A 15464-nucleotide genomic window follows, 5' to 3' on the forward strand; every position below is an offset into this window, starting at 1 on the left:
TGGGCAGCTTACAACTGCCAATCAACAAAATTTTGTAATAAACGTGCGCCAACTTTTGCGCTGCGCTCTGGGTGAAATTGCATGCCCGCGTAATTGTCTTTAGCAACAATGGCTGAAAAGGTTTGACCGTACTGGCCGCTAACTAGTGTGGCGTCGTTTACGGTGTGCGCAAAGCTGTGAACAAAATACACTTGCTCATCAAGCGTTAGCCCTTTAGTTAACGCATGCTCTTTGTTAACGCTTAAGTTATTCCAACCCATATGCGGCGACGTTAAATTGCCTACATCAAGCGCTTTTACTTGCCCTGGTATTTTACCTAGGCACTGTACGTTACCTTCTTCGGTGCTTTCGCACAGTAACTGCATACCTAAACAAATACCCATAAGCGGGCGCTGGTATTCGTTTATAGCTTGTTGCCAGCCGTTATCGACTAGGCGTTTCATAGCAACCGATGCATGGCCAACACCTGGCAATATAGCGCGCTCAAAACCCGCTAATTGCTCTGGTGAAGTAATTACTGTTGGCGTTTGCCCTAAGCGTTCAAACGCAAAGCGTACTGAATTTATATTGGCACAACCGGTATTAATTATGGCAATCATAAACATCCCTTAGAGCTGGCTGTTTGTTGGGTCGTGTCTTGTGCTACTGCCATACGAAGGGCGCGCGAAAACGCTTTAAATAAGCCTTCTACTTGGTGATGACAGTTCCCGTCGCTTACCGATAAAATAAGGCTAATGGCGGCGTTATCACTTAAGCTTTTGAAAAAGTGCTCAACCATTTGTACGTCTAAGTCGCCTGCTTTTTCGCGGCTAAAGTTAGCGTTTAATACAAATGATGCACGACCCGATAAATCAATTTGTGCTTCAGCTTTACATTCATCCATAGGAAGAGCAAAACCATAGCGTGCAATTTGTGATTTAGTGCCAAGCGCTTGTTTAAGTGCGACACCAAGAGCAATACCAATGTCTTCAACAAGGTGGTGCTCGTCTATGTGTAAATCGCCTTTGGCTTTAATGTTTAAACCAATGTTTGCGTGCGTGCGAATTTGATCAAGCATGTGATCAAAAAAGCCAAGACCGGTGTCTATGCTGCCATTTTTAGTTTGATCTAAGTTTATGGCTACATCAATTTGGGTTTCTTTAGTGTTTCGTGTAACACGACCTTCGCGGTTTGCGGTGGTCAATTTAGTCACTATCGCACTCCAATCGCCGTCGTATAAAATACCTTCACAACATAGATTTTGAGCAAGGCCAATATCAGTTTCGCGGTCGCCAATAACAAAAGAGCGTGCTAAATCTACTTTGCCTGAGCGCATAAGCTCGGTAAGTAATCCTGTTTTAGGTTTACGGCAATCGCAGTTTTGCTCGTTAAAGTGAGGGCAAATTAATACTTCGTCAAAGCTAATGCCTTGGCTTTGCATTATGTCCATCATTTTGTCTTGTGCTATGTCAAAATCAGCAGTAGGGAAGCTATCTGTGCCCAAACCATCTTGGTTAGATACCATAACTAAACGGTAACCTGCAGCTTGTAATTGTAACAACGCAGGAATAACACCAGGTAAAAATGCTAGCTTTTTAAGGCTATCTACCTGTTTGTCGGTAATTGGCTCTTCAATGATAGTGCCGTCGCGGTCGATAAATAAATAGGGGTTACTCATGATACTTCGTTTCCTGCTAAAGATGCTGTGGAAGCTGGCGTTTGTAAGCCATCTAACCAAATTTTTACTTGTTCGAGTTCTTGTTCACTGCCAATTGAAATTCGTAGCCAGTCGTCTTCACCGTATAGCGTAAAAGCGCGCATAACCAAACCTTGCTCAAGTGCAATTTTAAAGTAGTTTTTATCGGCTAATTTTAAAGTAACAAAGTTACCTTCACCAGTGAGAATTTTTAATGCAGCAGGGGATGCGTTTAGCCAATCTACCAATTTAGCTTTTAAGCTATTTAAAATAGTGACTTGGCGGCGCATTGATGTAATTGCATCGGGTGCAATTGCTTGCGCTGCAATGCTTGCTACTACGCCAGATACCGGATACGGCGCAATGACTTTACGAATTGGCGCAAGAGTTGCTGCTTGTGCAAGGGTAAAGCCTGTTCTAAGGCCTGCCAACGCAAAGGCTTTAGAAAGCGTACGCAAAACCACTACATTACTAAACTCATTAATAAGTTTAGTCGCGCTTTGCTCTGGGCAAAACTCTATATAGGCTTCATCAACAATAACTAATGCTTTACCTGCAAGTGCTGTTGCAATCGCTTTTACTTTATCAAGTGGCGTTAAGCTGCCAGTTGGATTATTTGGGTTACAAATAAATACCAGTTTTGAGCTGCCAACAGCTGCAACTATTTCGTCAGCACTGCCACTTAATAATAATTCTTGTGTAAGCGCGTTAATACCAACGTTGTGTGTATCGGCGGTAACTTTGTACATACCGTAGGTGGGTAAAAATAGCGCAATACTATCTTTAGCTGGCTCACAGTATGTGCGCACTAAAAGCTCAATGCCTTCATCTGCGCCGCGCGTCATTAATACATTTTCGCTTTCAAGCTCTGTATAAGCGGCGTAACGGTCAATAACCAGTTGCGGTTGTGGATCGGGGTAGCGATTTAAATCTTCAATACTCAGTTCAAGGTTTTTAGCATACGGGCTTTCGTTAGCATTTAGCCACGTAGTACCGGTTAGCTTTTCACTTTTTGCAGAGCTGTATGCAGCAAGGGCTGCAATATTCTTAGGTAATAAGCTAGACGCTTGTGCGCTCTCATTGCTCATTTTTAATTGCCTCTAAACGAATTGAAACCGCATTAGCGTGGGCATCAAGGCCTTCTGCTTCTGCAAGTGGTAAAATAGCTTTTGAAAGCTGCGTTAAACCACTTTTAGTAATTGTTTGCACTGTGTATGTACGAAAAAAATCAAGTAAGTTTAAGCTAGAATATGTTGCACTGTAACCATAGGTTGGTAACACGTGGTTAGTTCCCGATGCGTAATCGCCCGCTGATTCTGGCGTGTAGTCACCTACAAATACTGAGCCTGCGTTTTTAACTTTATCTAGGTATGGTGTTGCATCGCCTAGTTGTAAAATTAAGTGCTCTGGTCCGTATTGCGCCGATACGTCAAATGCTTGCTCAATTGAATCAACTAAAATAAGCGATGAATTAGCGAGCGCTTTTTCGGCCGTGTCTTTTCGGCTTAAGTTAGCTAGTTGCCGTGTAAGCGCCTGCTGTGTTTGTTCTATAATATTCTCGCTGTTACATAATAAAATAACTTGCGAGTCTGCACCGTGCTCTGCTTGTGAGAGTAAATCGGCGGCTATAAATTCTGGGTTCGCACGTTCATCTGCAATAACAAGTACTTCAGACGGACCTGCTGGCATATCAATTGCCATACCCGGAATAGTTTGCGCAACAAGCTGTTTAGCCATTGTTACAAAGCTATTACCTGGGCCAAATATTTTGTTCACTTTAGGAACCGATTCGGTGCCATACGCCATTGCTGCAATTGCGCCTGCGCCACCACTTTCTATTAAAGTAGTAATACCGCATAACTTAGCTGCATATAAAATAGCAGGGTTAATGGCTTTATCACCTTGTACTGGTGTAGCAAGTACAACGGTTTTTGCGCCGCTTAATTGCGCCAATACACCCTGCATAATAACCGACGATGGCAGTGGAGCACTGCCACCGGGTACATAAATACCGACTGCTTCGATGGCTTGATATTTCAGTTCACATACAACGCCTGGTTGGGTCGATAATTTAATATCTTTTGGCAATTGCGCTTCGTGAAAACGTTTAACGTTTGCATAAGCGGTATCAATTGCGTATTTAAGCTCTGCACTTAGTGCTTGCTCTGATGCGTTAATTTCATCAAGCGGAACACATAAGCGAGGGTTAGATCTATTATCAAACTCTTTAGCCATGCTAAGTAAGGCTTCATCGCCTTGCTCTTTTACGTTAGCTAAAATAGTTTTGCATATAGCTTCAACCTTGGCGCTGGCAGAAACTGCAGGGCGCATTAGCGCCGCTGCTTGTACTTGTGAAGATTCCTCATTCCAACGAAGCATGGCACTTACTCCATCATTTTTTCAATTGGCATAACTAAAATAGAGTTAGCGCCTAGGGCTTTTAACTGCTCCATTGTTTCCCAAAATAATGTTTCGCTGCTTACCATGTGAAGTGCTACGTATTCATCGTTACCAGCAAGGGCAAGTAGAGTAGGTTGACCAGAACCTGGTAAAATTTCACAAATTTCATCAAGTTTGTTTTTTGGTGCGTGTAGCATGATGTATTTGCTTTCTTTAGCTTGTCTAACACCACGTAGGCGCGGCATAAGTTTATTGATTAGTGCTAGTTTGTCAGCATCTTGAAGATCTTTATTTTGAATTAAACACGCGTTTGATTCTAAAATTGTTTCGCCTTGAATTAAGCCGTTAGCTTCAAGTGTTGCGCCAGTAGATACTAAATCACAAATTGCATCAGATAAACCCGCACGCGGTGCTACTTCAACAGAACCCGTAAGCATTACTGTACTTGCGTTAATACCTTCGCGCTTTAACCACTGAGTTAAGATTTCTGGGTAGGTAGTCGCAATACGTTTGCCTTCAAACCAGCTCTTATCGCGAGCGCCAAGCTCTTGTGGCCATGCAAGTGCAAGACGACAGTAACCAAAGTCTAGTTTTGAAAGTTTGGTTACTTCACTTGGAACACCTTGTCGTTCACGTTCTGCTTGAACTTCTACTAGTACGTTTTCGCCAACTATGCCTAAGTCACATACACCGTCCATTACTAAACCCGGAATATCGTCATCGCGCACACGTAGTACGTCAATTGGCATATTAGTTGAGTGTGCAATTAAGCGTTGTTCACGAAGGTTAAGTTTAACACCTAACTGTTTTAGCAGATCTTGACAATCTTTAGATAGGCGGCCACCTTTTTGGATGGCGATACGTAGACGATTACTGTTGTTCATTATTCATTTTCCTTTAATTTAAAAACTAAAAACCCCGAGGGGAACCTCAGGGCGAAAATGAATCAATGTTATTTGAATCGCCAGAGGTTCCTTTTAGGAATAACCTCTCAGCGAAAGACCTGACAGGTTATTCCGGTGAATGGTGGTGATGATGTACTGTTGTCAGGTTTAAGCGCATTTTTTATCCTATGTAACTGCCCGTTGTTTTGTTAACGTGCAGTTGTTATCTGTTTAAATAAATTTCGCATTCATAAAAACATAAACAGCTATATTATGGCAAGTTTTTTTTAGCTTAATTAAAGCATATGTTATAACTGTCGATAATATTAAGGTAATAAGCGCAATTTTAGCGAATAGTTGTTTGTTTATTATTCAAATTAAGCATTTTGACAATCAAACAGTTAAAATAAGGAAGTACGTATGGATATTATGATTCCTTATTTAGGAAGAATAACTAGGCTAGAAGTTGAATCAAAAAGTGCTTTTCATATTGCGGGTGTGCAAAGTGGCGCTGCGGCTGAAAAAGTTGAACTAGAGAATAAAAAAAGGCGTGAGTTACAAAAAAAGAAAAATCTCAATATGCTTGATGATCAAAATAATAAAAAAAAGTCTAACTCAGATGATGACGAAAATCCCCATTTAGATACATGGGCTTGATAATACCAACTTTACTAAATACATAAGCAATTAACTCAAAAAGGCCCTTGCGGGCCTTTTTACTATGTATTTTGCTTATGCCAATTAGCTTAAACTTTTAAGCAGATTGGCATTACTCTTGGTTTTTGCTTTTAAATATATAAAAGCTAAATATAGCGAATACACACACTTGAGCCACAATACCTTGCCATGTCGATTTTATACCAAGCCATGCAATATCAAAGCTAATTGGTAGCGGCGCAATACCTATTATATCGGCCTCTTGTAGTGCAATAACGGCTTTGCCCATAAGCACAAATGAAAGTGCAAATAATAGGTAAGTGGTAATTGCAAAAAACTTAGCAACCGGTAATTTAATTGAGTATTTAATTAATACCCACGTAATAATAGCCAGTATTGCTACGCCGATGGCAAAACCCGATGCAATAGATGAATATTGAGCAGGCGAGCTTTGTGTTAATAATGACTGGTAAAATAGTACGGTTTCAAATACTTCACGGTATACGGCAATAAAAGAAAGCCCTGCTAACCCCCATAATGTACCCGACTCAAGACGCTTATCTATATTGTCTTTTATGTATTTTTGCCATTGTTGCGCACTTGTTTTGCTGTGCATCCATACGCCAACATACAGTAAAATAACAGCGGCAAATAATGCACCTGCACCTTCCATTACTTCACGACTTGCACCACTTATTTCTATTAATGTTTGCGCAGCAGCCCATGTTAAGCCACCTGCAATAAGTGCGGTTATCCAGCCAACATGTACATATTTAAGCGCATCTTGACGTTTAGTTTTAATAAGTACGGTCATAAGGGCAATAATAACGAGGAGTGCTTCTAAGCCTTCGCGTAGCAATATAACTAAACTTGCTGAGAGGAGTGCACCATCAGTTAGTTTGGTTTCGTTTAGCATGCTATCTGCTTTCGCGAGTTGAGCTAGCGCCGCACTTACTTTTTCGCCAACGATGGCAGTATCTTTCTCGTTTTTGAAGGTTTGACGCAGGTTCATCAGTTGTACTTCGATGTTTTTACGCAAAGCTTCGTCGTAAGCATTTAAGTTATTTTCAACAAGTTCAAAGCCATCTAAGTATGCGCTAATTGCTAAGTCACTCGCCTGAGAGTAATTACCTTTAGCATGCGCTGCTTGCGCTGCAAGTAACTGCGTTCGAGTAACCGTTATCGGATTTTTTTTACCGGTAAATAATTGCTCTGGATTACCACGTAACCATTTAACGTAGTGTGCTTGCGCTTCACTTTGACCTGCCGATAATTGTGCAGGGTTTAGGTTTACAATTTGCGAAGCGGTAACATTTTGCTCTACATTTTGCGGTTTTTGAACATCTTTAAATGCCAAGCTACCTACATAAAAAGCTAAAGACCAACGTTGTTGTTCATTAAATTGAGTAAAAGCAATCATTGGCGTGTCGTTAATACCGTTACTGACAGCGTCAAATAACCCCATTAATGAGCGGTTAGTTGCGCGTTCTTCATCGGTAAAATTGGTAGGCTCTGGTGATAAGTTTCTTGCAAGCGGGCCGTCGCCTTGACCACTAGGGCCGTGACACATTGAACAGTTAGCAGCAAAAAGCGCTTTGGTTTGCTCAACAGGAAGTAGTGATGTAGGTAACGATAGTTGCGGCATAAAGGTAAGTAGCGACTCACGAAGCGCTGAGCTTGCTGCACGTACATCGGCAACACTCGCTTTATTGGCAATCGCTGTATGCAGGTCTTTAGCTTGTGCCTTTACTGTATCAAACTCATTTGTTTGGCTTGATAGCTGTCCAGCTTGCTCAATAATAACGTGCGAAAATTCAGTCATTTCTTGATATTCGTCAGGATCAAGTATTTCACCATTCCCAACAGCTGCCACGTAATCAACACCTACATACTCTGCAAGCTGTGCAATTTGTTTTATTTTTGTTTGCTCATTAGGCGAGGCTGAAACACTAAAGCTTGCCATGACCATTATAAAAAGCATAAAAAAACATTGAAATTGTCGTTTGCTCAGAGACACCAAATTTAAAAACATGTGAGAATTATTTATGGACATCGAAAAGCCCTGTAGAGGAAAAGTCAAAATTATAATTGTTTTCATTTGCATTTCAAGCGGATTAATTTAAACAAAGCAGATAAATAAAAAGGATAACAATTTATAGAACTTTAAAGTGTTTTTGTAACACATGAGTAACAGTAACCAAGTGATTTTTATAATAACTTGGTTACTGAATGTGTTGCAGACAAAGCATTTATTACTTGGCTTGCTCAGCTGACTTAATGCTGCTTTGAATAAGCGGCGAAATAGTTAAGCCTTGTACAATAATAGAAAATATAACCACAACGTAAGTAACAATAACGATTAAGTTATGTAGGTCTGAACCGCCTACGAAAACTTGCTCGCGTGGTATAGCTGCGGCCATTGCCAGTGCAAGGCCACCACGTAGTCCACCCCAGGTTAAAATTTTAACACTGTGTTTATCGTAAGTCCTAAAGCGTTTAAAAATTACAAATGGTGCGCCTACACTTATAAAGCGTGCAAGTAATACCGCAGGTACCATTAATAAGCCTAAACCTATTTCGCCAATAGTGATTGGCATAGTAACTATCAACATACCTATTATTAAAAACAGTAGGGCATTTAAAAAGCTGTCGGTTGCATGCCAAAAGTCTTTTACGTAGCGTGTGTCTTCAGGGCCTGTGCGCTCAGTTGCTTTAGTGCGGGTGATATTACCCATTAATATGCCGCTCGTTACCATAGCAAGTGCGCCAGATATTTCCCAAATATTTGCAGCAGCAAAACCTGCGGTAGGAATCGTTAAGGTAATTAATAAGCGAATGTTTACATCGCGGCTATTAATAATTAAAAAGTGGCCAACTAATGCAATGACTAAACCAAATGCAATACCCCCTATGGCATCAACAAAGAATAGCTCTGCTATGTCGCCAAATTGTGCATCGGTACCATAAAAAGCAACTGAGAATATAGTGGTAAATATAACTAAACCGATACCATCGTTAAATAGCGACTCACCTTCTACTTGAACTGAAATACCTTCTGGTGCTCTCATTTGTTTAATAATAGCAAGTACAGCAATAGGGTCGGTTGGACTAATAAGCGCGCCAAACAATAAACAATAAATAAAAGGAACATCAAAACCAAAAACGGGGAATAAATAAAAGCTTAAATAGCCCACTATAAATGTGGAAGCAATGGTTGAAAATAATACCAGAGCAGTAATTTCCCATCGCTGCTTACGTAGGGCAAGTAGGTTTATTTCGAGCGCACCCGCGTAGAGTAAAAACCCCAACATGCCTTTAAGTAATAACTCGTTAAAGTTAATACTGGAAACAATTTGGGTCATTGCTAATGCATTTTGATCGCCTAATAATTTAACTGCAATGATCAGCAATAAAGAAATAACCACAGAGCCCGTTGTAATGGCAATAGTAGTTTGCATTTTGAGGATGTACTGGTTTGCAAAGGCTATAAATATTGCAATTGCAGAGAGAAAGCAAATGAGGTACCAAGCATTCATTGATTAACCTTAACTATTTTTTAAACGACACACAAAAAGGAGGATTATAAACCCGCGTATGGTACTCCTGTAATATTTGAGAGTCACAGTATTTATACCTTTATATCGCTTTTAATAAGGATTATTTTTAGTAAGAGTTAATAACAAATTAGGCTTTGTAAATATTGTCATCAATAAATTAAATGTACGTTATAAATACAGAGTGTATTGTAAAATCGAATAATGAATCACTCCCTAAGCTCGAATAATAAAACGCACGTTAACCCATAAAATAAAAGTGCGTTTTGTAATTACTTGCCCTAAATGCTTTGCTTACGTAAAATCCCGCTATTATTTATTTTAAAGTGATTGGTATTATCAAACAGCTGTTTAGTGCAACCGGACCTTTGGCGTCATCGTTAGATGGATATACGCCTCGCCAACCACAAATTGATATGGCTGTAGCCGTTGCTGATGCATTAAAAAACAGTTCGCAATTAGTTGTTGAAGCAGGCACGGGTACTGGTAAAACATTTGCCTATTTAGCGCCTGCACTCAAATCAAAAGGCCGAACGATAATATCGACTGGCTCTAAAGCCTTACAAGAGCAGTTATACCACCGCGATTTACCTCAATTAGTAAAAGCGCTTAGTGCTTCTAAAAAAACCGCCTTATTAAAAGGGCGTGCCAATTACTTATGCACCTACCGACTAAACCAGCATGTTGCGCATGTACCTACTGACGACTCTGATGTAATGCACCAACTAGCCATGGTGGCTAAGTTTGCCAGTGAAACGCAGTCAGGCGATTTAGCCGATTGTATTGGTATAGAAGATGATGCCAAAGTGCTGCCTTATGTAAACTCAACAGCCGATAATTGTTTAGGCAAAGAATGCCCAGACTTTCAAAGCTGCTATATACGTAAAGCACGTTTAACTGCGGCCGATGCTGATGTGGTTGTTATTAACCACCATTTGTTTTTTGCCGACATGGCCGTAAAAGAAAGTGGCTTTGCTGAACTTATGCCAAAAGCCGATGCGTATATATTTGATGAAGCCCATCAGTTAAGTGAAATTGCCAGTGATTATTTTGGTGAGAGCATTAGCACTAAAAAGCTGGTGGATTTAATTAATGATTTACGTGCTATATATAGAGCCGAAATTCCCGATATGCTGCAGCTAGGTAAAAGCTTAAATAAGCTTGAAACAAGCGTTGCTGATTTACGATTACAGTTTGGTGTTGATGGCAGTAGGGGGGATTGGCGAGAAAAGCTAAGCGATAAACAAATATGTGCGGCACTTCATCGCGTCATTAGTGATTTAGATTTTGTTTATCAAGTTCTTAAACTTTGCCTAGATAGAAGCGATAAAATAGAGCACCCGTTTGAGCGTGCTCTTGCATTTAAAGGGCAGTTAGAACGCGTTTTTGATACTGCTCAAACCGGTTTTAGTTACTGGTATGAAACAACGCGCCGTTATTTAACAATAAATATAACGCCATTAAATGTTTCAGCTAAGTTTGCTCAAATGATGCAAGACACGGGCGCAGGCTTTGTATTTACATCAGCAACACTTTCGGTCGACAACAAACTAGAGCACTTTAATGCAAGCCTCGGTTTAAAACCAAAGCAAAGTATGATGGTAGATAGCCCGTTTGATTACCCTAATCAGGCGCTGCTGTGTTTACCGCGTTACTTACCCGAATCGCACGCGGATAATATGCCCCACGCAATAGTAAAATTAACACTTGAGCTTATAAAATCAGCACAAGGGCGTTGTTTTGTGTTATTTACGAGCTATCGAATGATGCACTTAGTTGCCGAAGGACTCACCACGCAAATAGACTACCCAGTTTATATGCAAGGGCAAATGTCTAAGCGTATTATTTTAGAGAAATTTACGCGCCATGGAAATGCGGTATTACTCGGCACGGCTTCTTTTTGGGAAGGTGTTGATGTACGCGGCAGTACACTAAGCTGTGTTATTATAGACAAATTGCCATTTGCAGCCCCTGACGATCCATTGCTTCAAGCTAAAATGCAAGATTGCCAAATGCAGGGAAAAGACCCTTTTTCACACATACAATTACCGCAGGCTGTTATTGCGCTAAAACAAGGTGTAGGGCGTTTAATTCGAGATAGTAAAGACAAAGGCGTACTTGTAATATGCGATAATCGCTTAGTTACACGCCAATATGGCCAAGTATTTTTAAAAAGCTTACCGCCGATGCGCCGCACGCGAAGCTTAGAAGATGCCAATACATTTTTAAAACAAATTAATTAGAGTAATAAAATGATCAAAAGTAATATTCTTGCCCTTGATGCTTCAACTGAAGCACTTTCAATTGTTTTACATTTTCAGGGCCAAACATTTCATCATTTTGAAGAATGTCCGCAGCAACATAGCCAAAAAATACTTCCACTTGTGGATGAGCTATTAACTAAAGCAAACTGTAAATTAAAAGACTTAGATGTCATTGGTTTTGGGCAAGGCCCGGGTAGTTTTACTGGTGTGCGTATTAGTGTAGCAATAGCACAAGGTTTAGCGTATTCAACTAATTTGCCGCTTGTAGGTGTGTCTACTTTGGCTATTATGGCGCAACAAGCGTTTGAACAAAACGGTAGTCTTAGTGTTTATCCAAGCATAGATGCACGCATGGGTGAGATATACTTTGCACATTACCAAGCGCAAAATAGTCTAATGCTTTTAGTTAACCAAGAGTGCGTTATAAAACCTGATTTACTAAACAATGACTATATAGCGACCAGTGAGCCATCTGTAGCGGTGGGTACGGGCTTTAAAACCTATCCTGATGCGCTTAATGACTTTGAAAACGTGACAATTAATACTGATATTACATTGCCTGATGCGCGTTATATGTTAGCGCATGTTGAAGCCGCGTTTTTAGCGGGTGATGTTGTAAAAGCGAGTGACGCTCAACCTAAATATGTGCGCGATACGGTAACGTGGAAAAAGCTACCAGGTCGTGAGTAATTATATCTTGAATTCAAGTATTATTTGCAAATTGGTTGTTTTTAAATCATAATTTTATGCATTATTAAGGTTGGAGACGCGTAATGACGCTGCCTATTGGTTCAGGTTTTTTTACCGGAGATATTCCGGGTAGGGTTAGCTCTACCAAAGTTGTTACTAATAAACCACAGAGTTTATTAGACCAGCCGGCTGCTCAAAAAACGAATACCGATTATGTAAAAAGCAGTGTTGAGGGCGTCGAACTGGCTAATCAACTGTTTAAAAGCAGTGCTAAAAGCAATGAATACAGCCAAACAATTTACGACCAACCGACTGCTCAAGTAAGCAAAGCGATTTCTACTTATACTGAATTTGCTAATTTAGAACGCAGGGCAGAAGTACAAAATTTAATAGGCGTTGATATATACGCTTAAAGCTCATTCAAACGTTTTAGATAAATACAGCTATAAAATTTAATAAAAAGCCCGAACATGTGTTCGGGCTTTTTGTGTTCAAAACGAGGTGAAATTATACCAATTCGCTTAATTAAGTGATCTATTTTGAGGGAAAAAAATCGTGTCGATAACAAGGCAAAAATTTCGTTATTTAGTTGTTCTATATCAGAAATTTTTAACGTAGTTAACGTCAGATTTAACCCCTCAAATTGATTAAGTATTATTGTGGATTGGTATTACTGTTCAATAAAGCCGATTAGCTTATCTGCAATATCAGTATTATTTTGTGAACCAATAAATTGATCACTGCCTTTGCCATAAGCAAATACTTGAACGTCTACAGCGGTGTGTCCGCCGGTTGTCCAGCCAGTAAAGCTCGCATCACTAATAATACTTTTAACAGCTAAATTAAGCGCTTTTTCGCCCATTTTTTTAGCTTGCTCAAGTTTGATTTGGTTTTCAGTTGTAAATTCAATATTGGTGTTAGCAGTCCATACTGGTTTTAAGTCTTTAGACTCCATAAGTTTGTCTGTTAACTTACTAGCCGTTGCCTTAACACCTTTAATTACGTCTGTTTCCCATTTAAATTGGCCGTGCGAACCAATAGTTAGGCCGCCCGTTGAGTGATCGGCTGTAACCACAAGTATAGTGTCTTTATTTTTATCAACGTATGCTTTTGCTTTTTCGATTGATTTAGCAAAGTCGTCCATTTCAGCCATCGCACAGGCTATATCGTTAGAGTGACCACACCAATCAATTTGGCTGCCCTCAATCATTACAAAAAAGCCTTCTTCGTTTTGGTTATCTAGTAAACCAAGTGCTTTAGATGTTAACTGAGTCAGGCGAGTTGGGTTTATATCAAGTGCAAATGGCAGGCCTTTGCTTGCATACAAACCTATGGCAGGTATTTGTGTAATTTGGCCCAGATTATTAATATCGTCGCCATATTGGTAACCTGCGGCTTTAAATTCTTCAACTAAATTACGGTCATCTCGAATAAAATATTTAGTACCGCCACCAAGCATTAAATCAACGGGTAATTTACCAGCAATCTTATTATCAATATAATCGTTGGCAATATCATCGTAGTTGTAACGAGATTCATTGTGAGCTGTAAAACTCGCTGGTGTTGCATGATTTATTTGTGACGTTACAACAAGCGCTGTTGTCATACCGCGCTCTTTTGCTATTTCGAGCATGGTTTTAACTGGCTTTTTATCTGTATCTACAGCAACCGCGCCATTATAACTTTTATGACCGCTACTAAGCGCTGTAGCACCTGCTGCACTGTCAGTTACATAAGTATGGTCGTCAGGGTAGGTATGCGCCATGCCTTTTAAAATAGTGTCAAAAACCGTACCTTCGACTTCTTTTGTTGCAGGGTCATCTTTAAAATAGCGATAAGCCGTGGTGTAAGCCGGACCCATACCGTCACCAATCATATAAATTACATTTTTAGGTGCTGATTCTGCGTAAGCACCAGAAGCGGTGCATAAAAGTGCCAATAAGCTGATCTGTTTTTTCATGGTTGTACCTTATGAGTGTACCTTATTTAATAGCCGCTGATATTGTATACAGATAGGATGATAAATAAATGAATATCTGAGATATTTATAATTTATACTTTGATTTTATATACATAGAATTGTAGTTAACGCTGTTAGTTCTATTTATTTAAATTATACTAGTTATAAGCTATCTATATATGGTGCTCTCACCTTTTATTTGTTTAAAAGGTACTCAATATTAATATGTTAAAAAACCTTTGCTTATCACACCATTTTTAAGTTGTTGAAAATATTGAGTTTGGTTTTCTACTCAGTGCTATATTTGATACCAGGAAGATAATTAAATCGTGAATTTCGCACCATTTCCTAAGTTAGTGGTCTGACAACTTGTATGCTATAAATAATGATGCTCTAAATTAATAAAGGACTTACCATGCAGCCGTTTAATATTGAAACCAATAATTTAAATATTCATGGCTTAAAAGTAGGTTCAGGGAACGAAATAGTAATAGCGCTACATGGGTGGTTAGACAACTGCCATAGCTTTATGCCAATGTTAAACAACGTTAACCCAAAGCACACTTGGTACTGCATTGACTTTGTTGGGCACGGTTTATCGAGTTGGCGAAGTGATGACGCACACTATTATTTTATTGATTATATTGATGATGTGTACCAACTTATAAATGCGCTTGGTGTTAAAAAAGTACATTTAGTGGGTCATTCAATGGGGGCTATGGTTGCAGGACTTTTGGCTAGTTGTTTTGGCGATTATGTTAAGTCTGTTACCTTTATAGAGGGTATTGGTTGTGTTACAACGCCAAGTGAAGGTGTATGCGAACAGCTAAAAAGTGCGGTATTAAATAGAGCGCGTTTAAAAAATAAAAAGTCGAGAACTTATAAATCGAAAGAACTTATTTATGAAGCACGTGCTCAAACAACCGATTTAAATAGTGAGCTTATTACGCTCTTAATGCAGCGAAATATAAAACAGACTTCAGATGGTTTTACGTTAACAACAGATCCAAAGCTTAAAAATCACTCAGGTTTTAGGTTTGATGAAGCGCAATGTATTGGTGCAATAAAAGATTTAGCTGCACCATGTCAATTAATTTTAGGTAACGAAGGTTATTCGTTTGTAAAACAAAATTTGGCAAAGTATATTAGTTATTACAATAACTTGAAGGTAATTGAAGTAGAGGGTGGGCATCATTGCCATATGCAAAGTAGTGAGTTATGTTTTGAGCATATTCAAGACTTTATGCTGCAAAATGGTGCATGTTAATTGTAAGTTTACGTGAAATGTGGGATTATTCCTGCATTAGAGTATTTGCTCAATTGTTAAAGCGCCTTACTTAGATTAAGGTTAATAAAAATATAATTATAAACAGGGGCTAA

Annotated in this window: 13 protein-coding genes; 5 read left to right on the forward strand and 8 right to left on the reverse strand. The window is 39.4% G+C overall.

Annotated elements, in window-relative coordinates; genetic code table 11:
- Nucleotides 1-8 precede the first annotated feature (8 nt).
- The 5 genes from hisH to hisG are packed head-to-tail and all read right to left on the reverse strand — an operon-like array spanning nt 9 to nt 4959.
- Nucleotides 9-599: an imidazole glycerol phosphate synthase subunit HisH gene (gene hisH / locus I6F54_RS01315; RefSeq protein WP_197139404.1), complete on the reverse strand. Its 591-nt coding sequence runs from the start codon at nt 597-599 to the stop codon at nt 9-11.
- Nucleotides 596-1657 (reverse strand): bifunctional histidinol-phosphatase/imidazoleglycerol-phosphate dehydratase HisB, encoded by a 1062-nt coding sequence (hisB, locus tag I6F54_RS01320; protein WP_197139405.1) that lies wholly within the window; start codon nt 1655-1657, stop codon nt 596-598. The genes hisH and hisB overlap by 4 nt, the downstream gene beginning before the upstream one ends.
- Nucleotides 1654-2763: a histidinol-phosphate transaminase gene (hisC, locus tag I6F54_RS01325; protein ID WP_197139406.1), complete on the reverse strand. Its 1110-nt coding sequence runs from the start codon at nt 2761-2763 to the stop codon at nt 1654-1656. The genes hisB and hisC overlap by 4 nt, the downstream gene beginning before the upstream one ends.
- On the reverse strand, nt 2753-4054 hold the full coding sequence (hisD, locus tag I6F54_RS01330) for a histidinol dehydrogenase (RefSeq protein WP_197139407.1): 1302 nt from the start codon (nt 4052-4054) through the stop codon (nt 2753-2755). Before hisD ends, hisC begins: the two co-directional genes overlap by 11 nt.
- Before the next feature lie 5 nt (nt 4055-4059).
- On the reverse strand, nt 4060-4959 hold the full coding sequence (hisG, locus tag I6F54_RS01335) for an ATP phosphoribosyltransferase (RefSeq protein ID WP_007580644.1): 900 nt from the start codon (nt 4957-4959) through the stop codon (nt 4060-4062).
- A gap of 420 nt (nt 4960-5379) precedes the next feature.
- On the opposite strand from hisG, the gene I6F54_RS01340 reads away from it, so the two are divergent.
- Nucleotides 5380-5616: a hypothetical protein gene (locus tag I6F54_RS01340; protein WP_197139408.1), complete on the forward strand. Its 237-nt coding sequence runs from the start codon at nt 5380-5382 to the stop codon at nt 5614-5616.
- Between the two features lie 112 nt (nt 5617-5728).
- On the opposite strand, the gene I6F54_RS01345 is transcribed toward I6F54_RS01340, so the two are convergent.
- Complete coding sequence (locus I6F54_RS01345) at nt 5729-7585, reverse strand: cytochrome c/FTR1 family iron permease (RefSeq protein WP_197139462.1); 1857 nt, start codon at nt 7583-7585, stop codon at nt 5729-5731.
- 283 nt (nt 7586-7868) lie between these two features.
- Nucleotides 7869-9152 carry a cation:proton antiporter gene (locus I6F54_RS01350; RefSeq protein ID WP_197118970.1) on the reverse strand — a complete coding sequence of 428 codons (1284 nt, stop codon included), beginning with the start codon at nt 9150-9152 and terminating at the stop codon, nt 7869-7871.
- A gap of 344 nt (nt 9153-9496) precedes the next feature.
- Here I6F54_RS01350 and I6F54_RS01355 point away from each other — a divergent pair, with 344 nt between their 5' ends.
- The 3 genes from I6F54_RS01355 (at nt 9497) to I6F54_RS01365 (ending at nt 12537) form a co-directional block, all read left to right on the forward strand.
- Entirely contained in the window at nt 9497-11413 is a 1917-nt protein-coding gene (locus I6F54_RS01355; protein WP_197118971.1) for an ATP-dependent DNA helicase, read from the forward strand.
- A gap of 9 nt (nt 11414-11422) precedes the next feature.
- Nucleotides 11423-12124 (forward strand): tRNA (adenosine(37)-N6)-threonylcarbamoyltransferase complex dimerization subunit type 1 TsaB, encoded by a 702-nt coding sequence (gene tsaB, locus I6F54_RS01360; RefSeq protein WP_197139409.1) that lies wholly within the window; start codon nt 11423-11425, stop codon nt 12122-12124.
- Between the two features lie 83 nt (nt 12125-12207).
- Nucleotides 12208-12537 carry a hypothetical protein gene (locus I6F54_RS01365; protein WP_138490076.1) on the forward strand — a complete coding sequence of 110 codons (330 nt, stop codon included), beginning with the start codon at nt 12208-12210 and terminating at the stop codon, nt 12535-12537.
- A 257-nt stretch (nt 12538-12794) separates the two neighbouring features.
- Here I6F54_RS01365 and I6F54_RS01370 read toward each other — a convergent pair whose 3' ends face one another.
- Nucleotides 12795-14084, reverse strand: a complete 1290-nt coding sequence (locus I6F54_RS01370; RefSeq protein ID WP_166420523.1) for an alkaline phosphatase — start codon at nt 14082-14084, stop codon at nt 12795-12797.
- Nucleotides 14085-14499: 415 nt separating this feature from the next.
- Between I6F54_RS01370 and I6F54_RS01375 the strand changes: the two genes are divergently transcribed.
- Complete coding sequence (locus I6F54_RS01375) at nt 14500-15351, forward strand: alpha/beta hydrolase (RefSeq protein ID WP_165727985.1); 852 nt, start codon at nt 14500-14502, stop codon at nt 15349-15351.
- The last annotated feature ends 113 nt before the right edge of the window (nt 15352-15464 follow it).

It is taken from the genome of Pseudoalteromonas sp. SWXJZ10B, from assembly GCF_015864475.1.
GTDB classification, from domain to species: Bacteria; Pseudomonadota; Gammaproteobacteria; order Enterobacterales; family Alteromonadaceae; genus Pseudoalteromonas; species Pseudoalteromonas arctica.